General features: G+C 45.5%; 20 protein-coding genes. 15 read left to right on the top strand and 5 right to left on the bottom strand.

Going from position 1 to position 25,623, the window contains the following annotated elements; translation table 11 throughout:
• Positions 1–599: 599 nt before the first annotated feature.
• Positions 600–1,286, bottom strand: coding sequence for a DUF559 domain-containing protein (locus ASD40_RS26275; protein ID WP_235549387.1), 687 nt, complete (start codon positions 1,284–1,286; stop codon positions 600–602).
• Positions 1,287–2,279: 993 nt separating this feature from the next.
• Between ASD40_RS26275 and ASD40_RS26270 the strand changes: the two genes are divergently transcribed.
• From ASD40_RS26270 to ASD40_RS26205, 14 genes are all read left to right on the top strand, one after another.
• A complete protein-coding gene (locus ASD40_RS26270; RefSeq protein WP_235549386.1) occupies positions 2,280–2,681 on the top strand; it encodes a DMT family transporter in 402 nt (133 codons plus the stop codon).
• Positions 2,682–2,704: 23 nt separating this feature from the next.
• Entirely contained in the window at positions 2,705–3,148 is a 444-nt protein-coding gene (locus tag ASD40_RS26265; RefSeq protein WP_057306068.1) for an OsmC family protein, read from the top strand.
• A gap of 137 nt (positions 3,149–3,285) precedes the next feature.
• Positions 3,286–5,100 (top strand): cache domain-containing sensor histidine kinase, encoded by a 1,815-nt coding sequence (locus ASD40_RS26260; RefSeq protein WP_057306067.1) that lies wholly within the window; start codon positions 3,286–3,288, stop codon positions 5,098–5,100.
• Positions 5,097–6,695: a response regulator gene (locus ASD40_RS26255; RefSeq protein ID WP_057306066.1), complete on the top strand. Its 1,599-nt coding sequence runs from the start codon at positions 5,097–5,099 to the stop codon at positions 6,693–6,695. The genes ASD40_RS26260 and ASD40_RS26255 overlap by 4 nt, the downstream gene beginning before the upstream one ends.
• 94 nt (positions 6,696–6,789) lie before the next feature.
• Positions 6,790–8,145 (top strand): extracellular solute-binding protein, encoded by a 1,356-nt coding sequence (locus ASD40_RS26250; protein WP_057306065.1) that lies wholly within the window; start codon positions 6,790–6,792, stop codon positions 8,143–8,145.
• A gap of 11 nt (positions 8,146–8,156) precedes the next feature.
• Complete coding sequence (locus tag ASD40_RS26245) at positions 8,157–9,041, top strand: carbohydrate ABC transporter permease (RefSeq protein ID WP_057306064.1); 885 nt, start codon at positions 8,157–8,159, stop codon at positions 9,039–9,041.
• Positions 9,038–9,853: a carbohydrate ABC transporter permease gene (locus ASD40_RS26240; protein WP_235549385.1), complete on the top strand. Its 816-nt coding sequence runs from the start codon at positions 9,038–9,040 to the stop codon at positions 9,851–9,853. Before ASD40_RS26245 ends, ASD40_RS26240 begins: the two co-directional genes overlap by 4 nt.
• Positions 9,854–9,879: 26 nt before the next feature.
• Positions 9,880–11,511 carry a beta-N-acetylhexosaminidase gene (gene nagZ, locus ASD40_RS26235; protein ID WP_057306063.1) on the top strand — a complete coding sequence of 544 codons (1,632 nt, stop codon included), beginning with the start codon at positions 9,880–9,882 and terminating at the stop codon, positions 11,509–11,511.
• The gene (locus tag ASD40_RS26230) at positions 11,511–12,590 is read left to right on the top strand and encodes an ROK family protein (protein ID WP_082562458.1); all 1,080 of its coding nucleotides are present in this window, start codon (positions 11,511–11,513) and stop codon (positions 12,588–12,590) included. The genes nagZ and ASD40_RS26230 overlap by 1 nt, the downstream gene beginning before the upstream one ends.
• Before the next feature lie 162 nt (positions 12,591–12,752).
• Positions 12,753–14,009: an MFS transporter gene (locus tag ASD40_RS26225; protein ID WP_057306062.1), complete on the top strand. Its 1,257-nt coding sequence runs from the start codon at positions 12,753–12,755 to the stop codon at positions 14,007–14,009.
• A gap of 259 nt (positions 14,010–14,268) precedes the next feature.
• On the top strand, positions 14,269–15,873 hold the full coding sequence (locus ASD40_RS26220) for a LytS/YhcK type 5TM receptor domain-containing protein (protein WP_057306061.1): 1,605 nt from the start codon (positions 14,269–14,271) through the stop codon (positions 15,871–15,873).
• 6 nt (positions 15,874–15,879) lie between these two features.
• Positions 15,880–16,623 (top strand): LytR/AlgR family response regulator transcription factor, encoded by a 744-nt coding sequence (locus tag ASD40_RS26215; RefSeq protein WP_057306060.1) that lies wholly within the window; start codon positions 15,880–15,882, stop codon positions 16,621–16,623.
• A gap of 199 nt (positions 16,624–16,822) precedes the next feature.
• Entirely contained in the window at positions 16,823–18,814 is a 1,992-nt protein-coding gene (locus tag ASD40_RS26210) for a carbon starvation CstA family protein (protein WP_235549417.1), read from the top strand.
• 4 nt (positions 18,815–18,818) lie between these two features.
• Positions 18,819–19,013: a CstA-like transporter-associated (seleno)protein gene (locus ASD40_RS26205; protein ID WP_057306058.1), complete on the top strand. Its 195-nt coding sequence runs from the start codon at positions 18,819–18,821 to the stop codon at positions 19,011–19,013.
• Between the two features lie 56 nt (positions 19,014–19,069).
• On the opposite strand, the gene ASD40_RS26200 is transcribed toward ASD40_RS26205, so the two are convergent.
• The 3 genes from ASD40_RS26200 to ASD40_RS26190 all read right to left on the bottom strand — a co-directional run bounded on the left by ASD40_RS26200 (position 19,070) and on the right by ASD40_RS26190 (position 23,765).
• A complete protein-coding gene (locus ASD40_RS26200) occupies positions 19,070–19,825 on the bottom strand; it encodes a DeoR/GlpR family DNA-binding transcription regulator (RefSeq protein WP_057306057.1) in 756 nt (251 codons plus the stop codon).
• Between the two features lie 1,966 nt (positions 19,826–21,791).
• The gene (locus tag ASD40_RS26195; RefSeq protein WP_057306056.1) at positions 21,792–22,730 is read right to left on the bottom strand and encodes an aldo/keto reductase; all 939 of its coding nucleotides are present in this window, start codon (positions 22,728–22,730) and stop codon (positions 21,792–21,794) included.
• A gap of 33 nt (positions 22,731–22,763) precedes the next feature.
• A complete protein-coding gene (locus ASD40_RS26190) occupies positions 22,764–23,765 on the bottom strand; it encodes a Gfo/Idh/MocA family protein (RefSeq protein ID WP_057306055.1) in 1,002 nt (333 codons plus the stop codon).
• Between the two features lie 133 nt (positions 23,766–23,898).
• Here ASD40_RS26190 and ASD40_RS26185 point away from each other — a divergent pair, with 133 nt between their 5' ends.
• Positions 23,899–24,744 (top strand): helix-turn-helix transcriptional regulator, encoded by an 846-nt coding sequence (locus ASD40_RS26185; RefSeq protein WP_057306054.1) that lies wholly within the window; start codon positions 23,899–23,901, stop codon positions 24,742–24,744.
• Here the strand turns inward: ASD40_RS26185 and ASD40_RS26180 are convergent.
• Complete coding sequence (locus tag ASD40_RS26180; protein WP_057306053.1) at positions 24,733–25,548, bottom strand: glycosyltransferase family 2 protein; 816 nt, start codon at positions 25,546–25,548, stop codon at positions 24,733–24,735. The two genes, ASD40_RS26185 and ASD40_RS26180, sit on opposite strands and share 12 nt — an antisense overlap.
• Positions 25,549–25,623: the final 75 nt, after the last annotated feature.

Raw genomic sequence — 25,623 nt, 5'->3', positions numbered from 1 at the left:
TATCCCCGTGTCTTTTTGCTTTTTTTTACCTTAGGTAAGGTTTCGTCCGGAACCTCCGAGAAGCGTGCTGAGACGATGAATTTCATCGTTAAAGTGAGGGAAGCGCGAGAAAGTGACTGCATAGCGATGAAAAACATGCTTAAATCAAGAGAATACGTCCGGAACCTCCGAGAAGCGTGCTGAAACGATGAATTTCATCGTTAAAGTGAGGGAAGTGCGAGAAAGTGACTCCATAGCGATGAAAAACATGCTTAAAGTAAGAGAATACGTCCGGAACGTCCGAGAAGCGTGCTGAAACGATGAATTTCATCGTTAAAGTGAGGGAAGCGCGAGAAAGTGACTCCATAGCGGTGAAAAACATGCTTAAAGTAAGAGATTTCGACCAGAATCAGCCGAATGTCTGCTGAGACGATGAATTTCACGTTAAAGTGAGGGAAGCGCGAGTAAGTGACTCCATAGCGATGAAAAACATGCTTAAAGCAGGAGAATACGTCCGGAACCTCCGAGAAGCGTGCTGAGACGATGAATTTCATCGTTAAAAGTGAGGGAAGCGCGAGAAAGTGACTCCATAGCGATGTAAAACATGCTTAAAGCAGGAGTTAATTAAAAGTATGTAAGTTTTGAAGCACTGAGGGCGTAAGATGGTAAGTACGAATTCGCTGTATTCCTTTACCTGCGACTTGGATCAATTCTTTTTCTAGCATATCTTTCAAAATCAGCCGGGCCTTTTGTTTTTTTATGGAAAGAACATCGCATACATCTTGAGGTGTAAATGATCTACTTAGTGCAAGAGCAAACCGAAACATTTCTTTTTCTATGTAATTCATCCTGAAATTTTGTGGTGACGTCCCGCCAAGGTATCGACCCATAAACTGCTGCAGGGTTTGCTCACACATACGGGGGCGATCTTTGACATCATCGTATGAGAAGCGTAGAATCTTCCATCCATCGATAATGAGGTGGTTTTGGCGATTGCATTGGTCGGCAAATTGAGTGCGGCTTATTTGGGAAGAATGTGTACCATAACCATCAATTTCGATGGCTAGTTTGAGGGAATGACGTAGAAAAGCGAAGTCGAGGAATCGGGTGCCATCGCGAAAGTCTTTTACTTCATATTCGGGGTGCAGGTCGTTGAAGTTACCGAATGCTGGCCACCAAACCTGATGAAGAAATGCTTTTTCCGCATGGCCATGTCCTTCTTTGAGCCTTCGCAATCGTTCCCCTTTTCTGATAGCTAGATGTTGAGATAGGTAATTTTCATGTGCAGTGTACATAAGTTCGTTCATTAAATAACCTCCCAAAGAAATAAATAAGCCGCTTCTCGAGATCAGCGAAGTGCTGAACTTGAAAAGCGGCGTGTGCTTCACAGCCGTATATTAGTGTGTAAGTGAATGAGTCTTGTGTAACCAATTGTTCTATGTATTCCCTGTCTGCTTACTTAAACAGATAATATCATAAGACTCTTTAAAGAGATAGTAGCAGCCTTAAACTTTAGAATTTACGTTGGCCGATGGCAGGTAACTCTGTCTTAAGTATGAGGTTAGGCTTTCACGTTTTAAGTGGTGAAGTCAGGTTTCATGCTTTGATTGTGAAGTTAGGTTATATGCTGTGATTGTGAAGTTAGGTTATATGCTGTGATTGTGAGTTTAGGTTAACTTGTTTGATGGTGAAGTTAGGGTTTGCATTTTGATGGGCTAAGCAAAAGCGTATCCCCGTGGAGAGGCGTGTACGAATGCTAAAAGAAAAAATGTTGAAAAATATGAATATTTATATGTTGACATTATATCTAATTCCATATATAATTTATGAATTGATTGAAATGAACCATATAAACACTTAAAACCAAACCTCATTTACCCCACACGAACGATTAGCGAGAAGAAAGTAACCCCCTCTCCTTGTTTGTTTTTCTCCCAATGTGCAGTAAAAATCAGCTCATTTATGGTAAACCCGAGGCTACGTCAAGTGTTTCGGCAGCAGGTGTTTGTTAAGCAATTCGTACTGGCGCGGTCATTGGAGCCGCAAGGATGGAAGAGAGGTAGGGCTTTCATTGTTTTGATTCCAACACATTAATTATGCATTTTCATAGATATCAATGATAGCAAGTATAAGGCTGTTTTTATCTAATTTAGGGATAAGGATGGCCTTTTTCTATTGCCAAAAAATAAAATCGTTCCCGTCCTGACACCAGGAATGAGAGCGATTTTTTGCTTACTGGTGAAACCCAATGCATTCCTTTACAATTATAATTAACAGTTTATACGTAAAGGATGATTGCGATGATTTGGAATATGAATTGGACTTTTTTACTGCTGGCCATACTATTTGAAACCGTGGGAACGACGGCTATGAAGATGTCGTCTGGCTTTACAAGAATAGGTCCGGCTATTGTTATGGGCATCTGCTATATTCTATGCTTCACCTTATTGACGCTGGCTCTAAAGCAGCTCGATGTCAGTTTGGCTTACGCCATATGGTCTGGTGTGGGGACAGCACTCATCACGATTATCGGCATTTGGTGGTTCAATGAATCAGTTTCCACTCTAAAGGTGCTTTCTATTGTTCTCATCATCTTAGGGGTTATTGGTCTACATATAAGCAGCAGCGGGGAAGAAAGTCAGTCGAAGGCCACGCAAGCGCAAAATTCTTCAACGGCAATAAACTCAGACACGAAGGAATAGATGAAAGTGAGGCGCAAAAACCTATGAGCGAGCATCGTTTTGAACTAAAAGCGCAGTGGTCCGGAGGCTTAGACGGCACAGGTCACATCCGAGCAGGTAACCTAGTCTCGGCTATCTCAGTGCCAAGCCAATTAGATGGTCCTGGCATAGGGACGAATCCGGAGGAGATGCTGCTTGGCGCGGCAGCGACCTGCTATTTAATTACACTGGGCATGCTGCTGAAGCGTCAAGGCATTATAACAATCGAGCTAAACTCAGAGATATTCGTCCATAACAGTCCGGCGATGAAGGTGGATAAAATTATTCACCGACCGCGAATCAGTATCCCAGCTCAACCTTCACAAGAGATTACGGATAAAATAAGCAAAGCGACCTATCGTGCTGAGCAGACTTGTATGATCAGTAAAGCTTTAAAAGGAAATGTTGAGGTCATCGTGGAACCTGAGATTCATTTATTAAATGAGTAGAGGATTTTATCCCTATAGCATCCAAACCTATCCCTAGGAGCATAAAATGCGGGGCATTTATAATCAATAGTAAGCAGTGTAAAGGCGCCAACACTAGGATGGTGCCTGATTCGGTTTGGAAGGAGTCTGCCTCGTCGATGAATTTGAACAAAAAAGTGTTTATCGGTTTTTTAATGTTCATTATTATTCCTTTGTTCGTACTAGGTTCCGCTGTTTATACGGTATCTCAGCAGCTAATTGAGAAGAAGTACGGCGATTTAACCGAGGTCACTTTACAGGCGATTTCCCGTAATATTTATTACATGTTCAAGGAAGCCAATTATTTTTCGGACTTTTGGATGGTAAAGGAGAGCATTCAGGGGATTTATCGAACGATCGATGAGGTGAAGCCGAATGAAAACACGCTCTCGTCTTATGACTTGAATACCTTTGATACCTTGCTGCGCGGCTCTATATTGACTTATTCACCTGTGCAATCCGTCGCGATTTATAATAATGCAGGCAAATCGTTTAGTGCGGGGCGCGGGGGTGGAAACGCTTTGCCGTGGACAGCGCTGACGCAAAGTACCGCATTCCAGCACATACAGGAATTGAACGGAAGTCCACTCTGGATTGGACCTTCCGAATATAAGGAGTTCGGGACGGGCCGCGGGGAATTCTATCAAGCGAGATTGGTCAAAGATTTCTGGACGATGGACAACCTGGGGTTCATGCTGCTGAAGTTCAGATTCAATGAGCTTGATCAAATTTTCAAATCTTTCAACACGAATGAGGAAAGCTCTAAGCGTTATTTACTCGTCAACAAAAACGGACTAATTTTTTATGATAATAAGCAAAATTTAGAAGGTGCCAATGTGCTGCAGCTGCTGCCTGGCAAATTGGATTTGCAGCTAAACAATAACAGTTTCCAGGCTAATTTTCAGAATGAAAAAAGCTTAATTTCCCTCTATCATTTAAATATTAACCAGATGGGTGTTCAGGATTGGAGCGTTGTGTCGATCACCTCATGGAAGTATGTGGCTGGGGAAATTGAGACGATTATGAAGCTGGTCGCTGGGATTACGTTCGTCTGTTTATTTTTTGCACTTGTGTACAATCTGGTTTTCGTAAGACGAATTGTTCAGTTGATTCTACGAATGCTTTCCTCAATGAAAAAGGTTGAACGCGGCGATTTGACGACTCGCATGGAGGAAAGCGGTAAGGATGAAACCTCCGCTCTCGCGAGAGGATTCAACAGCTTGGTTGTGCGTGTAGAGGATCTTCTGGAAGAAGTCAAACGTCAGCAGGACCGTAAAAATAAGGCTGAGCTTATGCTGCTGCAAGCCCAGATCAAGCCGCATTTTCTTTTTAATACACTGGAATCCATCAATGTGTTAGCGATCCAAAACCAAGGGAAGAAAGTCAGCCAAATGGTGTATCGACTTGGGAATCTGTTACGGATTGGAATGGAAAATAGAGAAGAAATTTCACTAAAGCAAGAGCTTGAGCATCTGAAAAGCTACCTCGAAATTCAGGAATTCCGCTTTGAAGATCAATTTCAATATGACATTCAAGCTCCGCCTGAGCTGTTGGATTATTGCATTCTCAAGCTTACTCTTCAACCATTGGTAGAGAATAGTTTGCAGCATGGTTTTGAACCTATTGCTTATATGGGCATGATCGCCATAAAGGTTGTGGATGAAGGAGAACGGATTGCTCTTTATGTCACGGATAACGGCGTCGGTATAAGTGCGGAGAAATTAGCTAAATTTCATTATAAAACAGAGCTAGAGACGCCATTTCACGAAATATTGGGCGCGAATGAAGAGCGAAGAGGACTTGGTGTCAGCAATGTAGCTGATCGTATAAGGATCCAATATGGCGCTCATTATGGCATGTTCATCTGCAGTCAAGAAGGTCACGGTACGACGATGAAGATATTGATCCCAAAAAATAAGGGGGAAGGCTTATGAGGCTAAAAGCGATATTGGCAGATGATGAGCCTAACATTTTGCGTAATTTGCAGGCGGTTATTCCTTGGAATGAACTAGGGATTGATATCGTTGGAACGGCCAAAAACGGAGTGGAAGCACTGGAGCTTAGCTGCCAGCATATACCGGATCTGGTTATGAGTGATATTCGTATGCCGCTAATGGATGGCATTACGTTCGTTCAGAAGCTGCGTGATATTAATTACGATTGTACGGTGCTTATGGTGACGGGTTATCAGGATTTCGAATATGTACGCACGTTGATGCGAGTTGGCGTGAGCGATTATATACTGAAGCCTATTAACTATGAAGAGTTAGAGAATTCTATAAGCAAGTTGGCGAATGAAATCAGGGTTAAGAAGCGAAGTGAGCAAGAGGAGCAGCAAAAGTGGGGCAAAATGAAAAATTTGGCCTATGAGAAGATCCTGCAGGACGTTTTGATGAATTATACGGAAATTACGCCGAAGACGCTGCTTCCGATTGATGATATGGACCTTGAAATGTTGACCTATTTATTTGCGATGATCGATGTCGATGATTACTCACAGAAATCACTGCCTTGGACGGAGCAGGAGCGGAAGCTATGGAATTTCGCGGTACGAAATGTATTGCAAGATTCGTTAGCGGATGAAAAATTGAAGTTTACGGTACTCCAGATCCGCGAAGGCGAGTGGTGTGTCATCATACAATGGGACGATAAGGGCGAAAGCGCCGCATTGGTGAAGTTAAATGAAATAGCAGCTCAACTTCAGCATAACGTTTCCCAATCGGTTAAATTAGACATTAGTGTCGGCATCTTCCCGGCAGCTGTTGGACTCCGTCAGCTCTCTGAGGCCTATCGGAAGCTTCAGCGATTCATGCAGCTTAATCTGGGGAAGCAGGAATCCGTGCTGTTGTATAAAGAGTCCAAAGAGCCCGCTGATGCGAACATCTCCTTATGGTATTTGGTAGAAGAAATTGTAACAGGACTTAAACAGCTAAACCGTCTCAAAACGGAGGATGCCTTAAAGCGCTTGAGATTACTGCTTGAAGGTTTGTCTGACAGCTCTTTTGCCAGGGCCTATCAGATGCTGCATTTCCTTATTCTTCATCTACTCCGCGAACTGCGAGAAATGAATTCCCTTGATTATCAGGAGGAAGAACAGATCTGGTGTCAGCTGGACAAGAGCGAGAGCATTCAACATTTGCTTCAGGTTATGGTACAGCTTGTAGCAATTGGGCTGGAAGGGTCGAATAAGAAGAAAAACAGCGAGCTGCTTATGACAGCGGCGAAGGAATACATAAGAACTCACTATTCAAATGATTTCGGGATCGAGGATATAGCGAGTACCCTAGGGATTAGCTCCAGTTATTTTAGTTTATTATTTAAGCAGCATTTTGGAGAAACCTTCGTTGAATATGTCACGAAACATCGGATGGAATTGGCGAAATCGATGCTGCTCCATAGTGATAAAAGTATTACGGACATCGGAAAATCAGTAGGATACATCGAACGGCGATATTTTACCAAAGTATTTCAAAAGTTTACCGGCGAGATTCCATCGGAGTTTCGTGAAAAGCGCAAAGAAGCTAAGTAGAGGATTTTGCCCCTTTATTAGGAATTTGTGGGTCTTTAGGACAAACAACCATTATTTTATACTTAGATGGCAAGCAAAAAGGAGATCAATAAAGATGAGAAAAGGAACGTTGATTTCGGTAGCAGCGATAGTGGCTATAACGTTCATCGTGTCTGCTTGCAACAGCTTAACTTCGAACAATGAACAAAACCTTCATGCTGGCGAGACTCCCGACCCCGCGGGGACCAAAGGAGAGCCAATCCTACTGACACTTCGTCATACGCAGGTGAAAGATACGCAGAAGAAGCGCTTCGCAATGCTGCAGGATGTAGTGAAAGCAACGGAGTCGAAGGTGCCAGGCTTATCGATTACATTAGATGGAGTAGAGGATAAGGTCAATCGCTTCGAAAAGCTGAGAGCGGAGATGGCAGCTGGGAATCCACCGGAAATATTCGACTTGTTTGGCGGAACGGATACGAAGGATTACGTCAAAGCGGGCAGGCTGCTTGATCTTACGCCAATACTGAATGAGCTTGGATTAATCAATAAGTTTTATAGCTTCGAGGAGTTTACGGTTAACGGTAAAATTTATGGCATTCCTATGGCAGGGTACGTCGAGGGCTTGTACTATAACAAAAGGATTTTGGCGGATCATCACATAAAACCACCTCAAACGTGGGAGGAACTGCTCGCTGCTGCCGCGATACTAAAAGCTCAAAGAATAACGCCTTTTGCAATGGCGGCTAAAGATTCATGGGTCATTAACATGATGAGCAATACGATGTGGGTACGTACGGCAGGGCCAGATTCTATTCAGGGCTTATTGGATGGAAGCAAGCGATGGACAGATCTGGATGTTGTGGATGCTTTTGAGAAATATCATACGTTGATTCAAAAGGGGTATCTCCAAGAAGGCAGCTTAGCACTGGCCTATGCCGAGCAACAAAATAAATTTAGCAGCGGTGAAGCGGCATTCATGTTCGATGGCAGTTGGGCGAATACGCCGCTGCTTGACCCTGAGAAGTCATCCATCGTAAAGGATGTAGGCTTCATGAGTTTCCCAGATATGGGGGGGCCAGGAGATGGTTATATCAATGGAGGATGGTCTAATGCCTATGGATTCTCTAAAAAAGTGACGCCAGATCAGCTGGTGGCCATCAAGGAGTTTATCAGGCAAATGTATAACGAATCCATGCAAAAAAGACAGCTTGTCGAAGAAGGTATGCCACCTGCCATGAAGCTGCAGGATACGAGCAATGTAAACCCGCTCATAACGGAAATTTTGAATGTATTTGCAAGCAGTAAAGGTGCTTTCCCCGCATTCGACTCACGCATTCAAACGAAAGTTCGAGAAAAATTGGAGCGCGGTATGCAAGAATTAATAGGCGGAAGAACTGACCCAGCCACCTTAATGGCAGACATACAGAAGCAGCAAGAGGCTTCGAACAAGGAAGAAACCCATACGAAATAGTAGGATGAGACATGAATAAGATAGGAAGAAACCCTTTTGCTTATGCGCTTTTTACGTTACCGACACTGCTGCTATTCGTGATCTTTTTCCTATATCCCATGATCATGTCGCTGCGCTACGGTTTCACGGAGTGGAACGGAGTATCGCCGGCGAGATTTAATGGCTTGGATAATTTCGTTACTGCTTTTCAGGACAAATATTTCTGGATGGCTGTGCGGAATAATCTGTATTTCATTGGTTTTTCTGTTGGATTGCAAATCCCCTTTATACTCGGTTTAGCCCTGCTGGTAAGCAAAGTTAGGCGATGGACTAGCTTCTACAAAACGATGATTTTCCTCCCGACAGTTCTTTCTACAGCTGTGGTCGGCGTATTATGGGGGTTCATCTATCACCCACAGGCGGGGCTGCTCAATCAAGCATTAGAAGCTGTAGGGTTAATAACTTGGCAGCACGTTTGGTTAGCAGAGGAAGCGACAGCGATGCTCTCTGTGCTTGTTACCAACGCATGGCAATGGGTTGGATTCTATGTCGTGCTGGTTTTATCGGCGATCTATGGGATCCCCAAAAATATCTTGGAAGCCGCTGAGTTAGATGGGGCGACAAGCCTGCGTGAGGCTTGGTCGATTACGCTTCCGATGCTGCGTCCTGTTATCATGGTCATGATTTTGCTATCGATTACTGGAGCTATGAAGGCTTTAGATATTGTCTTTGTGATGACTGGCGGCAATCCGTATGGGATTACAGAAGTGATGGCCACGTATATGTATAAAAAAGCTTATCGCATTGGTGAATATGGGTATGCAAACGGTATTGCCGTACTTATTCTCCTTTTAACCGGCATGTTAACTTCCTTGTTTGGCTGGTTCATAAGGAAGCAGGAGGAGGTGCAATATTGAAGGGAATTCCCTATCGCCGTGTTTTCCTGCATGTTGTTCTCATGCTGTACATAAGCGTTATTTTGTTTCCTCTTCTTTGGGTATTGAACTCCTCTTTTAAAACAAATAAAGAAATCATTGCCTCGCCGTGGTCCCTTCCAGAACAACTCTCCTTTTCGAATTATTGGAATGCCTGGACTGGAGCCCATGTAAGTCACTATTTTACGAATAGTTTGGTGATTTCTGTGATATCCGCCATGGCAACTCTGTTTCTTGGTACGGCAACGGCGTACGCCATAACTCGAATGGAATTCCCACGATTAAGCAAGTTCTTGCAGCGTATATTAATGCTCGCATTGCTAGTTCCCGCGGGTTCCTTGCTTGTTCCTTTATATATGCTGCTTCGCAGCATGCACTTATACAATACACCGCTAGCCTTAATCCTGCCCTATATAACGATGGGTTTACCTTTGACTGTGTTTATTTTTAGTGCATTTTTGAAATCCATACCGAGTGAGTTAGAAGAAGCGGGAATCATGGATGGATTATCGATCTATGGACTTTTGTGGCGAGTCATTATGCCAATTACGATTCCTTCACTCGTCACGGTTTTTATGCTCAATTTCCTCAGCAATTGGAATGAGTTTATGATGGCCAATCTGTTTCTAGCGAAGGAAAAGTTTAGGACGCTTCCTGTGAGCATGGTAGCCTTTTACGACCAATTGAATATGAACTACGGTTCGCTCTGTGCGGCAATTATGTTTAGTGTTATTCCCGTCGTGCTGATCTATTTTATTTTGCAGAAACGTATCATTGAAAGCATTAAATCTTAACTCACTCATTCAAGGAGCGTGTATTCATGTCATCTTCATCGCGCAATAACCAACATCCTTTAACCTTGCGTCAAAAAGTGGGTCAAATGTTTATTTGCGGTTTTGAATCTTTGGAACCAAATGCGTCCATTACCCTATTAATTGAGAAATACGGAATTGGCGGAGTCATCTATTTTCGTCGAAATGTAAAAGATGCACACCAATTGGCTCATTTGTCAGCCGAATTGCAAGCGATGAGTCTCCGCAGCGGCGGACAGCCGTTATTCATAGCCGTAGATCAAGAGGGAGGTATGGTTTCCCGTATTGAAAAAGGAGCAACTCTGCTGCCGGGGAACATGGCTTTAGGGGCTGCTTTTGCGCCAGCAGGTGTTTATGCCAGTTCAAAAGTGATGGGTAAAGAACTACGCCAAATGGGCGTGAACATGAACTTTGCCCCTTGTTTAGATATCAATAATAATCGATTAAACCCTGTTATCGGCGTACGCTCTTATGGTGAAACAGCTGCGCTAGTGGGTGATATGGGCACACATGCGGTGAAAGGCTTGCAGGATATGGGTGTTATAGCCACAGTCAAGCATTTCCCAGGGCACGGTGATACGTCAGAGGATTCTCATCATGATCTTCCCGTTGTTCCGCATAGTATGGAGCGATTGATGGAGCTTGAGCTAGCCCCTTTCATTAAAGCGATTGAAGGGGGTGTAGACGCGATTATGACGGCACATGTTGTCTTCGCGGCACTAGAAGAGAATGGCGTTCCATCGACGTTGTCTTATCGCATTTTAACGGAGCTGCTTCGTGAGAAGCTTCGTTTCAAAGGGTTAATTGTAACAGACTGCCTGGAGATGAAGGCGATCTCAGAAGGGATTGGTGTGGCGGAAGGCGCTGTTCGTGCCATTGAGGCTGGTTCGGATCTTATTCTGGTTAGTCATTCACTGGATCGTCAAGTGTCTGCCATTGAAGCGGTTATTGCTGCGGTGGAAAGTGGACGGATTCCGGAGTCGCGAATTGATGAGTCCGTGCTGCGGATTATGACCTATAAATATAAGCGAGAGATTCGATATGATACGTTAGAACCCATCCCGACCGAACCTATCTCTACACCCGAGCATCAACTGCTCGCCAAAGAATTGAGCCGTAAAAGTATTACACGGGTTAAGGATGAAGTAGGCAAAGTGCTGGATCTGAACGAGCCAACCTTGGTCATTTGGACGGAAGTACAAACGGGAACTGAGATTGATGAAGTTGTGGAACGGAGCGGGACACTGGGCAGTGTCTTATCTGAGATAGCCGGAAAGCCTATTAAGGAGGTTTACTTGGGGCTATATCCTTCGGATACGGAGATAGCATCGGTTCTGGAAGCTTGTGAGGGTAACAAGCAAATTGTCATTGTCACATATAATGCAACATTCTCAGCAGGACAAACCAGGTTGGTTAAAGAATTAGTTCAAAGGAAAGAGCCGTATGTTATCGTGGCTGCCGGGAGAAATCCTTATGATTTACTTGAATTTCCTGAGGTAAAGACTTATTATGCTTGTTATGAAAACCGTCCGCTTGCGATGGTTTCTCTGGCGAATGTGCTTCTTGGGAAAGAGAAAGCGGTTGGAAGGCTGCCTGTGACATTGTCGGAGGAGTATCCGCTTGGTTGGAGACTGGATTGATGGGGAAAGGGGAAAAAGAGATGACATTGGAGCAAGACAATAAGCAGGATGTTTTTGTAAAGGATAACAGCAACATCGGAGAAGAACAAGATGTCTTCGTTCGAGAATATTTTGTTGGGGTAGATCTTGGAGGCACGAAGATGTTGGCCGCCTTGGTTGCGTACGATGGCAGCATCATCGCAAGAGAAGAGATCCCCACCCTTGCGCAGCAGGGTGAGGTAGCTGTACTCGATCGACTGGGTAACCTGATCGAGGGGATTCTCGCGGCTGTGCCCGGCAGCCGCAGCGCTCTCCGCGGTATTGGCGTCGCCACCGCGGGCACGCTTGATACGGCGAACGGCGTCGTCACCTTCGCCACGAATCTCGGCTGGCGCGACGTTGCCGTCGCCGCCGTGTTGTCGGACCGCTTCGCTTGCGAGGTCCGGCTCGAGAACGACGCCACCGCCGCAGCGGTCGGCGAATGGCTGGCCGGCGCGGGCGAGGGCGCGCCGGACTGTATCTTCGTGACGATCTCCACGGGGATCGGCGGGGGCATCATCTCCGGCGGCCGCTTGATCGCCGGAGTCAACCATAACGCAGGGGAGCTCGGCCACATTTCCATAGATGGAAATGGGCCGCGCTGCCTCTGCGGGAATGTGGGGTGCCTGGAGCTCTACGCGTCAGGCACTGCCATAGGCCGCCGCGGCGCTGAGCACGTGCGCCGCGTTGCGGGAGGCGACGGCGACGCTGCCGGCGCCCTTACGAGGCTTGCGGGAGGCGACCCAGACCGCGTTGATGCGCGGTTAGTCGCGGCCGCAGCCGCGGAAGGGGATGCCGATGCGAGCGGCATCCTGCGTGAAGCGGGACGAGCCCTCGGCATCGGGCTCGTGAGCATCCTCCACCTGCTCAATCCGCAGGTGGTCATCCTTGGCGGCGGAGCTTCGCACATCGGCGAGCCGCTTCTAGGTCCGATGCGTGAAGTCATCGAGGATCGCTGCCTGCCTTCGATTCTTAGCCCGGTCCGATTCGTAACATCCGCTCTTGGTTCCTCCGCAGGAGCTGTAGGCGCGGCACTGCTCATGTCGAGGGATGGACGCTAAGTCATTTCAATTTATGACCGGTCATATGACAAATTGCACTAGACGTTAGGCACCTTTTTCGTTACATTTGATGAGGTTCATGAAACATTCTTGGTTCCGGTTACGTCGGAATGCAGTTGACGTTTTAATGACCAATCTATTGACGAAGGGGTGTTTTTTTCTATGTCACAAGCTGTATCTAATTCTGCGCCAACGATGCGTTCTTTCTTTGCCAATCGTTTCGTGCAGTCCATTATGTTATCGGGTCTTTTCCTCCAAATCGGGATTTGGATTCGTAACTTCGCGATTCTCCTCTATGTTACTGACATGACGAATAACGATCCTTACTCGGTTTCTTTGATTTCCGTTGCCGAGTTTGCACCGATATTTATTTTCTCTTTCATTGGCGGTGCCTTTGCGGATCGATGGAGACCTAAGCTTACGATGGTCTGGTGCGATATTCTCAGCGCTGCCTCGGTGTTTGTCATTATGGTTACCCTGTATTATGGTTCATGGAAGGCGATCTTTTTTGCCACATTAGTGTCGTCCATTCTGTCTCAATTCTCTCAACCGTCCGGGATGAAACTGTTCAAGGTTCATGTGCACGAATCTCAAATGCAAATGGGGATGTCATTGTTTCAATCGATGATGGCTATCTTTATGATTTTGGGCCCAATTATGGGGACTTTCGTGTACTATACCTTTGGAATCGAAGTCGCGATAGCGATTATGGGAGTTTGCTTCTTGCTTTCAGCTCTTGTACTAACGTTTCTACCATCTGACCGTAAAGCTGAAAAAGGATCAGCAGGACCCTCCACGCATATTTTTGCTGAGATGGGCGAAGGCTTCCGCTATGTGCTGAAGAATAAAATGCTAGTCACATTGGGAGGCTGCTTTGCCGTTGCCGGTCTTGCTATTGGACTAATCAGTCCGCTTGGCATCTTTCTGGTTACAGAAAATCTAGGCTTGCCTAAAGAGAACTTACAATGGTTTATGGCCACAAACGGTGTCGCGATGATTATCGGCGGAGGCGTGACGATGGGCTTTTCCAAAAAAATGTCGTCGCAAGCGCTGCTTATACTCGGGATGTCCGTAAGTGTCGTGGCGTTTGCAGTCATTGGTATGACACATCTGTTATGGGTAGCACTTGTTATGCAATTCCTGTCCGGTCTCGTCATGCCCGCTATCCAAATTGGTATCAATACGATGATTCTTGGCAACACAGAGGAATCATTCGTGGGTCGCGTGAATGGTATTCTAAATCCTTTGTTTATGGGAGCTATGGTCATCACGATGAGTTTGGCCGGAAGTATTAAGGCTTCCTTCTCGCTTGAAACGATTTATCTAGTGAGTGCTGCTTTATTTTTAGTTGGGGTCTTCATTATGGTGCCTTCGTTGAAATATAAGCAAAATGTGGTGCCGCAAGCTAGTAGTGAGTGATGTATTAACCCTCCCGATATTCGGGAGTGCACGGAATAAAGACCATGTTTTCTACAAACCGAGCAAAGACCCGGAAGATGGACACTTTGAAAAAAGTGGTTTCTCTCGGGTCTTTTTACGTTTACAATCAATGAATTAAGAAAGGTTGAGGATTACACGTGGGAATAGTTGGAGTAGGGGTAATAAGGTTTAAATTTACTGCAAGGACACCCGATTTCTGCTAGGATTACTTTAAAAGATATTAAAAGGTGTGTGAACGATGCTTCAGTTGTTCGTCGATATGATTGAAAGGGTTGGATTCCTGATAGCGCTTGCATTTGCCTTTTCTCGGAGCCGTTGGATGCGAAGTTATATGAGCTATCAAGGTAACAGGACCTATCAGTGGCGTTTTCTTTTCTTTTTCACTGCTTATGCGATTCTCGCCACCTACTCTGGTGTGACGGTTTCCGACTATACGTATCGACCGGCTCCATGGATCGGTGAAGTTTCCCCAACAGCGGCCATTGCCAATGCACGAACCGTTGGCGTCGTCATTGCGGGCTTACTTGGCGGTGTGAAAAGCGGGCTCATCGTTGGTGTAGCGGCCGGCCTTCATCGATACAGCTTGGGTGGATTCGTAGCCGTAGCCTGTATGATTGCGCCTATTCTGCAAGGTGTCTTGGCTGGACTCTGCCGCAATGCGTTCAAGAAACGTTTCCGCAAGGTGGCGTCCATTCAACTCGCGTTTCTTGTAGGCTTCATGGCTGAAGCGCTGCAAATGGCACTCATTCTTGCACTCGCTAAGCCCTGGGGGGACGCTTTAAACCTGGTTTCGCTCATAGGTTTACCTCAGACACTTGCTAACAGCATTGGGGTAGCCCTTTACTTCGTGCTGTACAATACGATGGAGCGCGAAGAGGATCGCATCGGCGCAGAGCATGCTCACAAAGCACTGCAAATCGCGGATATGACGATGCCGCTTTGGCGATTGGAATTCGAGAAGGCGGTACGTGAAATTGCGAAGGTTTTGAATGAGGAGATGAAGGCAGTCGGTGCATTTTTCAGCAAGAACGGCTCGGCATGGGTAGCGGAGGGAAGAAAAACAAAGCATTGGATCGACCTGTCCATTCATATTCCGAATCAGCATCCGATTGGGCAATTTCGCTTGTATTTCGAACGAGAGCAGGATGATAATCCATCTCGCAGACGAATGTTGTCCTCGCTTGCTGGTCTGCTTTCTCAGCAGTATGCATTTGTCGAGTCCGAGAGACAGTCGCAGCTGCTGGCCGATGCGGAGATTCGTTCGCTGCAGGCGCAGATGAATCCTCACTTCCTGTTTAATGTGCTGAATACAGTCAAATCGTTTATTCGCACTAAGCCGGAAGAAGCCCGTCAGATGGTGATGCATTTATCTAAATTTTTACGTAAAAACATGAGCCATGGTAACCAACGCATGATCACGATACGTGACGAATACGAATTGGTCATGTCTTACCTCAGTTTGATTAAATCACGTCTTGGGGATCAACTGGAATTTTATGCTGATATTGATGAAAGGTTACTGGATCATCAGATACCTCCGTTTACAATTCAACCTCTTGTCGAGAACGCCATTGTTCACGGGATCAATAATAGAAAGGGAATCGGAGTTATCAAGCTTGCTGTGAAGGAGGAGCTAAACGACGGAAAGCTGCATGCGCGGATTACCGTCGAGGACAATGGTGTTGGCCTAGAAACTGTCCGGCTTCACAGTCATGGGGAACACGCAGGTATGGCTTTGCGAAATATTGAACAGCGTCTAAATTACCATTACGGAAGAGAGCATCCGCTTGAAATCGAGAGCAAGCCAGGTGAAGGTACAAAAATTAGATTCTGGGTGAGGTGATGGTTGGTGGGTTGGAATATCGTGATCGCAGATGATGAAGCGCCGGCAAGGGAAGAATTAGTATATCTCTTAGAGCAATGCGAAGATGTAGAAAAGGTGACACCGGCGACCAGCGGAATGGATGCAATTAAGAAGGTAAAAGAACAAGCGCCGGATGTCTTATTTCTCGATATGAACATGCCGGATCTTAGCGGGCTTCAAGTGGCAGAAATCGTAGGAGAGATCAATCCGCAGGTGAAGATAGTGTTCTCCACTGCGTACGATCAATATGCCGTCCATGCATTTAAGCTTCGTGCTTTTCACTATATGCTCAAGCCGTACGACGAAGAAGATTTAGCTATCGTCTTCCGAGAGCTGCGTAAAATTCGAATACAGAGTGGACAGGACGCCTTGTTCCAACCTTCTACTGGAATGACCAGTGCAAAGCTAGCACTAGAATTGGATGATGGCATTATCTATGTGCCCCCAAAAGACATCACGTATATTAGCAAAGAAATCAAACATGTACAGGTTCATCTTCACGATAAAACCTATAACGTTTCCTATACATTAGCAGAGCTGGAACAAAAGCTGGAGCCATTTGGTTTTTTTCGCTGCCACAAAAGCTATCTTGTCAACCTGGCATCGATTGTTGAGATGAAGACCTGGGTGAACGGAGCCTACAATCTGAGGATGGATGATGCGCTGCGAAGCAGCATACCTGTTAGTCGAAATTATGTGAAACTGCTGCGTTTGAAACTCGAAATTTAACATCATAAGGCCCCATTATGGCATGATGCGCTCCAGATGTTTCACTCGGAATCCAAACAAGCTATACTCCTTGTAAGCGTTATCAACCAAGAGTCAATTGAAGAAAAAACACTTACTAGGAGTGATGGCATTGAAAAACAAGTTTACTTCGTATGTGATATGGGGAGCGATTGCGGCACTAGGTGCAGCAGGTTTTGCTATGCTCGCGCTTTCGAGTGGCGAGAAGATTTCGGCCGTGTGGTTAATCATTGCGGCGATCTGTACGTATGCTTTTGGTTATCGTTTTTACAGTCGGTTCATTGCTAAGAAAATTTACGAGTTAAATGACAAACGGGCAACCCCAGCACATGTTCATAACGATTCCAAAGATTTCGTCCCGACGAATAAATATGTTCTCTTTGGCCACCATTTCGCGGCCATCGCTGGAGCAGGACCGCTAGTTGGTCCGATATTAGCTGCGCAAATGGGGTATTTACCCAGCATTCTCTGGATTATTATCGGGGCCGTTCTTGCTGGCTGCGTACAAGACTTTGTGACCCTTGTCGGATCCATGCGTCGGGATGGAAAGTCACTGGGTCAAATGGCCAAAGACGAAGTCGGTCGATTCAGCGGTACGTTAGCGTCCATTGCAACGTTAGCGATCCTCATTATTATCGTTGCTGTTCTTGGGCTCGTCGTAGTGAAAGCGCTAGCAGAATCACCATGGGGCTTGTTTACGATTGCCATGACCATGCCGATTGCCATATTTATGGGCTTTTATATGCGTTATATTCGACCTGGTAAAGTAATCGAGGGCTCCATCATTGGTTTTGTCTTATTGATGATTGCTTTATGGTCAGGACAGTATGTAGCGGAGAGTCCCATGCTGTCCCAAATGTTTACCTTCACAGCTCCGCAAATCGCCATTTTAATGGTCGTTTATGGCCTAATAGCTTCCATTTTGCCGGTTTGGGTCCTTCTTGCACCGCGTGACTATTTGAGCTCTTTTCTGAAAATCGGTGTTATCATCTTACTTGCTGGCGGCATCATGGTCCTTTTACCGGATCTAAAAATGCCGGCTGTGACCAAATTTATTGATGGAACAGGTCCTGTATTTTCCGGCAATTTATTCCCGTTCTTATTCATTACGATAGCTTGCGGCGCAGTTTCCGGATTCCATTCTTTGATTTCTTCCGGTACGACTCCGAAAATGATCGATAGAGAAAGTCATGCCCCTTTTATCGGATTTGCTGGTATGGCTGCAGAATCCTTCGTCGCTGTTATGGCACTGATCGCTGCGTGCTCCTTAGAGCCCGGAATTTACTTCGCGATGAACTCTTCACCTGCTGCGATTGGAACAGATCCGGCTGCCGTCGCGGCCAAAATCTCATCATGGGGCTTCACGTTGACTCCTGATCAGATTACAAGCACAGCAAAAGCAATCGGTGAAAAAACGATTCTTTCGAGAACAGGCGGGGCACCAACGCTTGCCGTAGGTATGGCTGAGATTTTTTCAACATTCCTAAATGGAGCCAAAGCATTCTGGTACCATTTCGCTATATTATTTGAAGCTGTCTTTATCTTAACAGCTGTGGATGCTGGAACGCGCGTTGGACGTTTTATGCTGCAGGATTTGATAGGTAACTTCTACAAGCCATTTGGCCAAACGAAAGATTTCAAATACAATTTCATTGCTTCGCTGCTTGTTTGCTCGGCTTGGGGATACTTCTTGTATCAAGGGGCGATTGATCCGTTCGGAGGTATCAATTCCTTATGGGCTTTATTTGGAATCGCGAATCAAATGCTAGCTGCCATCGCCTTAGCCGTAGCCGTAACGATTATAGTTAAAATGGGCAAAGCCCGGTACGCTTGGGTAGGTATCCTTCCCTTTGCGTTCCTCTCCGTGACGACATTGACCGCCGGCTTCCAAAAAGCTTTCTCGGATAATGCAGCAATAGGATTTATAGCGGCAGCGAAGAAATACCAAGCAGGAATTGACAAAGGTCAAATCATCGCACCTGCTAAGAACATGGATGTCATGCATCAGATTGTGACGAATAACTATATCGATGCAGGGCTGACGATCTTCTTCGGTATTGTAGTCATTCTAATGATCATCATCTCTTTACGGGTTTGGTACAATATCTTGATTCAAAAGCAGAAACCTCACTTGAATGAAGCGCCTTTTGTACAATCCACATTTGGAGCCTGATGCCATGAAAAAAATAACAAGCTTTACAAACAAGGTCAGCACCACAATCAAGGTCATTTTCAATATCCCGGACTATGAAAGATACTTGAAGCATCAACAGGATCATCATCCCAATGAGACACCATTGACGGAAAAGGAGTTTTACATGCTTTCCCTTCATGAACGTTATGAAAGCGGCAAAATTAATCGCTGCTGTTAAAAGAGAAACGGAGCATTACGGGAGGAATGATCCCAAGATGCTCCGTTTTTATTTCTTTATAGAAATGGCGCTCCGGCTTCTTTGAAAGCAAGCTTCATTTCTGGTGTTATAGCTGAATCGCTTATAATCCCAATGGTCTCTTGGACTTCTCCTATCACAAATAGGGAGCTTCTGCTGAACTTGGAATGATCGGCAACGAGGTAAGTTTCCATGGACTGCTTCATCATGCGCCGATTGGTCTCGGCTTCCAGCTCATTATAAATCATCATACCGCGGGATAGCGAGACACCATCCACACCCATGAAAGTTTTGCGAATGCTGAGATTTTCTAACGTTGCATTGGCGAGTGGTCCCGACAGCTCGAAGGTTTGGGTGCGAATCACTCCACCCGTTAGAATGAGCTGAAGCCCTGGCGTTCCGATCAGTTCATAGGCGATATTCACCGCATTCGTGATAACGGTTAGGTTCTTGAATTGGTTAAGTTTTTTAGCGATAAATGTCGTTGTCGTTCCACCGGTTAAACCGATAATATCGCCATCTTCAATATAGCGCAGCGCCTTGTCGGCGATTTCTTTTTTCTCATCCGTGTAGAGGTCCATTTTGTTGAAAAAAGGGACTTCGACCTTCAAGCTTTCAAGCACGGCGCCTCCAAAGGTGCGGATGCAGCGCTTTTCTTGTTCGAGTATCTCAAGATCCCGTCTAGCCGTTGCTTCCGATACAGCAAACTGCTTGACGATATCGGTCAAGGCAATGGAGCCTTTATCTTTAATGGCTTGCATAATCGCATCGCGGCGAATGTCTGTCTTTCCCATGGTACCTCCTAAAAGCAGATCCTTATTCTTCCTGTAGATAACGCTTACTTATATCTTATCATTCAATGGATAAGCCGTCCATCGGATGGCGTCGAAGATTGGAGGCGCGGAGCGTAATGCGCCAGAACAGCATTAATAGCAGTCTCTAGAGGCTCATATTTGAGTAGAAAGTGCCAGAATTGTAATAATAGCAGTCTCTAGAGGCTCTTATCTGCTCAGAATTAATCCAATTTGAGCTCAATTTGCTAAATAAGAGTTTTCAGAGACTCTTATTTGATTGGAAAGTGCCAGAATAGCAAAATTAGCAGTCTCTAGAGGCTCTTATTTGCTCGGATTCAATCCAATTTGAGCTCAATTTGCTAAATAAGAGTTTTCAGAGACTCTTATTTGAGTGGAAAGTGCCAGAATTGCAATAATAGCAGTCTCTAGAGGCTCATATCTGCTCAGAATTAATCCAATTTAAGCTCAATCTGCTAAATAAGAGTCTTCAGAGACTCTTATTTGAGTGGAAAGTGCCAGAATTGCAATAATAGCAGTCTCTAGAGGCTCTTATCTGCTCAGAATTAATCCAATTTGAGCTCAATTTGCTAAATAAGAGTTTTCAGAGACTCTTATTTGAGTGGAATGTGCCAGAAAAGCAAAAATAGCAGTCTCTAGAGGCTCTTATTTGCTCAGATTTAATCCAATTTAAGCTCAATCTACTCAAATAAGAGTCCCCGAGACTCTTATTTGAGTAGTTGTTTTGTCATGTGTTACTTTAGCGATGATTTACATCGCTAAAGTGAGTGGGAGTGCGAAATTTGCTGCGGTAGCGATGATTTATAGCGTTAAAGTAGCTTGCAGTGGGTAGTTTGATTGTCATGGGTTGTGTTAACGATGATTTACATCGCTAAAGTGGGTGGGAGTGCGAAATTTGCTGCGATAGCGATGATTTATAGTGTTAAAGTAGCTTGCAGTGGGTAGTTTGGTTATCATGGGTTGCTTTAACGTTGATTTACATCGCTAAAGTGAGTGGGAGTGCGAAATTTGCTGCGATAGCGATGATTTATAGTGTTAAAGTAACTTGCAGTGGGTAGTTTGGTTATCATGGGTTTCTTTAACGATGATTTACATCGCTAAAGTGGGTGGGAGTGCGAAATTTGCTGCGGTAGTGATGATTTACAGCGTTAAAGTAGCTTGCAGTGGGTAGTTTGGTTATCATGGGTTGCTTTAACGTTGATTTACATCGCTAAAGTGAGTGGGAGTGCGAAATATGCTGCGGTAGCGATGATTTATAGCGTTAAAGTAGCTAGCAGTGGGTAGTTTGGTTGTCATGTGTTACTTTAGCGATGATTTACATCGCTAAAGTGAGTGGGAGTGCGAAATTTGCTGCGGTAGCGATGATTTATAGTGTTAAAGTAGCTTGCAGTGGGTAGTTTGGTTATCATGGGTTACTTTAACGATGATTTACATCGCTAAAGTAAGTGGGAGTACGAAATTTGCTGCGGTAGCGATGATTTATAGCGTTAAAGTAGCTTGCAGTGGATAGTTTGATTGTTATGGGTTGTGTTAACGATGATTTACATCGCTAAAGTGAGTGGGAGTGCGAAATTTGCTGTGGTAGCGATGATTTATAGCGTTAAAGTAGCTTGCAGTGGATAGTTTGATTGTCATGGGTTGTGTTAACGATGATTTACATCGCTAAAGCGAGTGGGAGTGCGAAATTTGCTGCGGTAGCGATGATTTATAGCGTTAAAGTAGCGTGCAGTGGGTAGTTTGATTGTCATGGGTTGTGTTAACGATGATTTACATCGCTAAAGTGAGTGGGAGGCGGAAGTGGAAAGTGAATAGTTTGAGAGTTTGGAAGGGCGAGCGGCTGATATCCATTATGTGGGTACATACATAAAACCCTCTCCCCCGGCCATATATCGGCCGGGGGAGAGGGTTTCAAGCGGCACACAAACGGTGCCGCAAAGGTGCGCAGCTGCTACACAGTAGCTGCGGTCAGATCAAGCCATGCCAGCTCCTGCGGAGTCAGCACAAGCTGCGCGCCGTCACGGCATGAGTGCATTTCGGCTTCGCTGCGCGGGCCAATGAGCGCGCAGGCCGGGAACGGCTGGCTCAGCACATAGGCGAGCGCGATTTGGATAGCGCTGACGCCTTTTTCCTGTGCCAGCTGTTCGGCGCGGCGCAGCCGCGTCCAGTTCTCGTCGCTGTAGAAGACACGGACGAGGTCGGCGTTTTCGCGGTTCTCCGGTGTGAACCGTCCAGTGAAAAATCCGCGTGCCTGCGAAGACCAGGACAGCAGCGGAAACTGCTTGGCTTCGTGCCAGCGCAGCGCCTCTTCATCGGTTGAGACGCAGCCGGCCCAGAATGGCTCGTTCGCTTTGGCGAGGCTCAGGTTAGGGCTGCTAAAGCTGAAGCCAATCAGACCGTGCTGCTCGGCATAATCTGCAGCTTCTTGCAGACGTTCATGTGTCCAGTTGGACCCGCCAAAGGCGCGGATTCTTCCAGCTTCCACATGTTCATTCAGTGCTTCGAGGATAACGCCGACAGGTGTTGCCGGGTCATCGCGATGAAGCGCATAGAGATCAATATAGTCAGTGCGCAGTCTCTCAAGACTTGTGAACAGGTCACTGCGAATCGCTTCCGGATTCACTCGGGGCCCGTTAGCATCATGATGTGCACCCTTGGTAAAGATATTGATATCATCGCGATTGCCCATTTCATCCAGCCAAATCCCAAGCGCTTGCTCGCTCTGGCCGCCGCAATAGATGAAGGCAGTGTCAATCGTGTTTCCGCCAATAGATAAATAATGTCCAAGGATATCGTTGACTTCTTGACCATTGTCCAGTCTAAAAAAGTCCGATCCCATGATCAGTTTAGATACGGGTTTATCTAATCCTTTAATTTGAATGTGCTTCATATGACATCATCCCTGCTTTCTTTGTATGAATGATTATTGATTAATCACAATTCTAGAACGCTCTCTAGCTGACTTCAGACACGCATCAATCACTTTCATATTGCTAACAGCATCACTCGCTGGGAAGCGAGGAGCTTTCTCACCCCAAGCAGTATAAGCCATGTCGTCAGCTTGCAGGGAATATTGGTTCAGGAACGGAACCTCTTCATCACGTTGTTCATTTCCAACAAATACTTTAAAGTGACCAGATTCTTCAGTTGGCGTTATAAAAGCCGAAGGGATTTCAATGCGCCCCAGTGTGCCTAGCACTTCAATATTATTTCTGAAAGCCGCCCACATCCCGCAGTCAAAGGTTAGCGCGACATTGCCGCTAAATTCAACTAAGCCGGACATCATCATATCGACGTTATCATGCTCAGGTGAGAAGAAAGCATGGGTGGTTACAGCCTCAGGTTCTCTGCCTAACAGCATTCTAGCTGCACTTAATGGGTAACAGCCTACGTCATAGAGCGCGCCGCCTCCCCATTCGCGTACGAAGCGAACATTTTTGCTATCTCCCGGATTACTGAAGGTAAAAACTCCATGAATGCCGCGAATATCACCGATTTCACCGGAGTCCATAATAGCTTTGATCCGCTCGTACCGCGGGTGGTGTCTATACATGAAGGCTTCGGCAAAAAGCACCCCTGCTTGTTCGCATGCCGTGACCATTTCTTGAACATCATCTGAAGTAAGAGAAGCTGGCTTCTCGCAAAGTACATGCTTTCCAGCCTGGGCAGCGCGAATCGTCCACTCTTTGTGCAGATGGTTCGGAAGCGGTATGTACAAGGCATCAATATCTGGATCCTCGATCAATTCTTCATAACTGCCATAAGCCTTAGGAATATCAAGCTTAGCCGCAGTTTCCTGTGACTTCTGTAAATTGCGGCTGGCAATAGCGCTTACAATTCCAGTTTGAGACTGCTTGATACCAGGAATACAAGCCCTTATGGCTATATTGGCGCAACCTAAAATTCCCCAACGAAGCTTTGTCATTACAGCACTTCTCCTTTTTGTAAAATATTTGATAACGGTATATTGTTATTATAAAACGAGTTATTTAAAATGAATATGATAATATATTGCACCCAGTATCGGAATATTGTCATTTAGAAGAGGAGGCGTAAAGATGCAAAGGCATGTCATGCTGCCAAGATTGCAGCAATCTTCTCATTTCATTTTTCCAGAATCTGTTGGCTGGTATCAGGATCTCTCCAATCATTCTGTCTATCGACCCGAAGGGTTGTGCGAGACATTTAGCTTGCATTTCATCGTTTCAGGTAAAGGGTACGTCGAAATTGAGGGGGAACAGTATCCTATTCAAAAAGGGGATGCTTTTCTGTATTTTCCGTACCAAGAACAAAAATACTACAGCTCGAAGGAAGATCCTTGGGATGTCCGGTGGTTTCATTTTTATGGAAATCATATCAAGGAGTTTATGCTGGAACGAGGATTTCTACGTACCTTGTGGACGTTAAAGCGTTGGAATGAGCTTGAAGAAGCGTTTCACGAGCTGCTGCTGGAGGCAGAGACGAATAGCATTCTTCGGACAACGAATCTCTCGACGCTGACGTATAAGATATTGTGCGAATTCATAAGCTATGCGGCGCCTTTAACGGGAAATCGCGGGATGGAATCCGTGGATCGCATTCTCGCCTTACTTCCCTCCATGCAGCAAAAAGCCTGTGAACCGTTCATCTTGGAAGAATGGGCGGAGCTCACAGGCGTAAGTACGTACTATTTCTGCAAATTGTTTCGTAAAGCCATGTCTATGACGCCACTCTCCTTCATTACACTTTGCCGCATTCAATTTGCTAAGCAGCGTTTAATTGAGAAGGAGAACTGGCCGATCAAAGACATCGCCAAGGAATCAGGTTATGCCAGCGCGAGTTATTTCAACCAGCGGTTTCAAGAACATGAAGGAATGACGCCAAGCGAGTTTCGAAGCTTTTATGCCAAAAGCTTATTTGGATAAGCGAGAACGAATCGGTTTCCCGTCCCAGATGATTTCGGTCACTGCTTGGCGCGCTTTTACTTCCGGTTCTTCCAGCAGGAGGAAGAAATTTTTCGTTGGCAATTCACCAAGTTGATGCTTGGCTGAGAGCATGTCCAAAAAGGGGCGCATATTGTCTAATTGACCTGACATATTGCTGCTGCCTTGCTGCGAAAATGCATAGAGTACGCTGGCTATTGGCGCACGTTTCACGCGGAATTGATCGGTTGCCCGTAAGAAGAAATCCCAGTCCCAATAATGAAATACGTCCGTGTCAAAAGAGCCAAGAGCATTGATAACCTCGGGTCGAAATATACAGCCGGAAGAAAAGAAGGTCGAAAACCTGCGCATCGCAGGCACATCGAATTCATAAGCAAAAACGAACCGATCTGTGATGGAACGGGCGTTATTTTCATAAACATAATCGAAAATTTCTACATCTGGATAGACGAGGTCATAGCCTTCAATTTCTTGCAGCATGCGCTCGATATGGATCGGAAGCAGCAGATCGTCGTCATCACAAAGCATGATGTAATCGCCTTTCACCTCTTGCAATCCGCGGTTGCGCGCATGAACATGCTTCAAGTTTTGCGGCATATTGATGATTTGAATAGCCAGTTCCGGGTATAATTCCTGAATGAAATCGACGGAGGGGCCGCAATCGTTAACGATGATAATTTGCAGGTTTTTGTACGTTTGGCGGTATAATGATTCTGCGAGCTCAGCGAGTTCAATTTGGCGATTATACGTAGGGATAATAATGGATACTAATGGCTGAAATGACATGAAAAAGCGCACCTCCGAATTATGGTATTTTAAGCTTACCTCAATTTTGGTGTACTTCTCAAATATAAGTTACAA

Source organism: Paenibacillus sp. Root444D2 (assembly GCF_001426375.1).
Classification (GTDB): domain Bacteria; phylum Bacillota; class Bacilli; order Paenibacillales; family NBRC-103111; genus Paenibacillus_E.
The sequence above is the reverse complement of the archived record's forward strand: the minus strand, read 5'-3'. Positions and strand labels throughout refer to the sequence as shown.

Excerpts from the sequence above, each read along its gene's own strand:
- ASD40_RS26275 (WP_235549387.1), bottom strand. The coding sequence starts at position 1,286 with ATGAACGAACTTATGTACACTGCACATGAAAATTACCTATCTCAACAT.
- ASD40_RS26270 (WP_235549386.1), top strand. The coding sequence starts at position 2,280 with ATGATTTGGAATATGAATTGGACTTTTTTACTGCTGGCCATACTATTT.
- ASD40_RS26265 (WP_057306068.1), top strand. The coding sequence starts at position 2,705 with ATGAGCGAGCATCGTTTTGAACTAAAAGCGCAGTGGTCCGGAGGCTTA.
- ASD40_RS26260 (WP_057306067.1), top strand. The coding sequence starts at position 3,286 with ATGAATTTGAACAAAAAAGTGTTTATCGGTTTTTTAATGTTCATTATT.
- ASD40_RS26255 (WP_057306066.1), top strand. The coding sequence starts at position 5,097 with ATGAGGCTAAAAGCGATATTGGCAGATGATGAGCCTAACATTTTGCGT.
- ASD40_RS26250 (WP_057306065.1), top strand. The coding sequence starts at position 6,790 with ATGAGAAAAGGAACGTTGATTTCGGTAGCAGCGATAGTGGCTATAACG.
- ASD40_RS26245 (WP_057306064.1), top strand. The coding sequence starts at position 8,157 with ATGAATAAGATAGGAAGAAACCCTTTTGCTTATGCGCTTTTTACGTTA.
- nagZ (WP_057306063.1), top strand. The coding sequence starts at position 9,880 with ATGTCATCTTCATCGCGCAATAACCAACATCCTTTAACCTTGCGTCAA.
- ASD40_RS26230 (WP_082562458.1), top strand. The coding sequence starts at position 11,511 with ATGGGGAAAGGGGAAAAAGAGATGACATTGGAGCAAGACAATAAGCAG.
- ASD40_RS26225 (WP_057306062.1), top strand. The coding sequence starts at position 12,753 with ATGTCACAAGCTGTATCTAATTCTGCGCCAACGATGCGTTCTTTCTTT.
- ASD40_RS26220 (WP_057306061.1), top strand. The coding sequence starts at position 14,269 with ATGCTTCAGTTGTTCGTCGATATGATTGAAAGGGTTGGATTCCTGATA.
- ASD40_RS26210 (WP_235549417.1), top strand. The coding sequence starts at position 16,823 with ATGCTCGCGCTTTCGAGTGGCGAGAAGATTTCGGCCGTGTGGTTAATC.
- ASD40_RS26205 (WP_057306058.1), top strand. The coding sequence starts at position 18,819 with ATGAAAAAAATAACAAGCTTTACAAACAAGGTCAGCACCACAATCAAG.
- ASD40_RS26200 (WP_057306057.1), bottom strand. The coding sequence starts at position 19,825 with ATGGGAAAGACAGACATTCGCCGCGATGCGATTATGCAAGCCATTAAA.
- ASD40_RS26195 (WP_057306056.1), bottom strand. The coding sequence starts at position 22,730 with ATGAAGCACATTCAAATTAAAGGATTAGATAAACCCGTATCTAAACTG.
- ASD40_RS26190 (WP_057306055.1), bottom strand. The coding sequence starts at position 23,765 with ATGACAAAGCTTCGTTGGGGAATTTTAGGTTGCGCCAATATAGCCATA.
- ASD40_RS26185 (WP_057306054.1), top strand. The coding sequence starts at position 23,899 with ATGCAAAGGCATGTCATGCTGCCAAGATTGCAGCAATCTTCTCATTTC.
- ASD40_RS26180 (WP_057306053.1), bottom strand. The coding sequence starts at position 25,548 with ATGTCATTTCAGCCATTAGTATCCATTATTATCCCTACGTATAATCGC.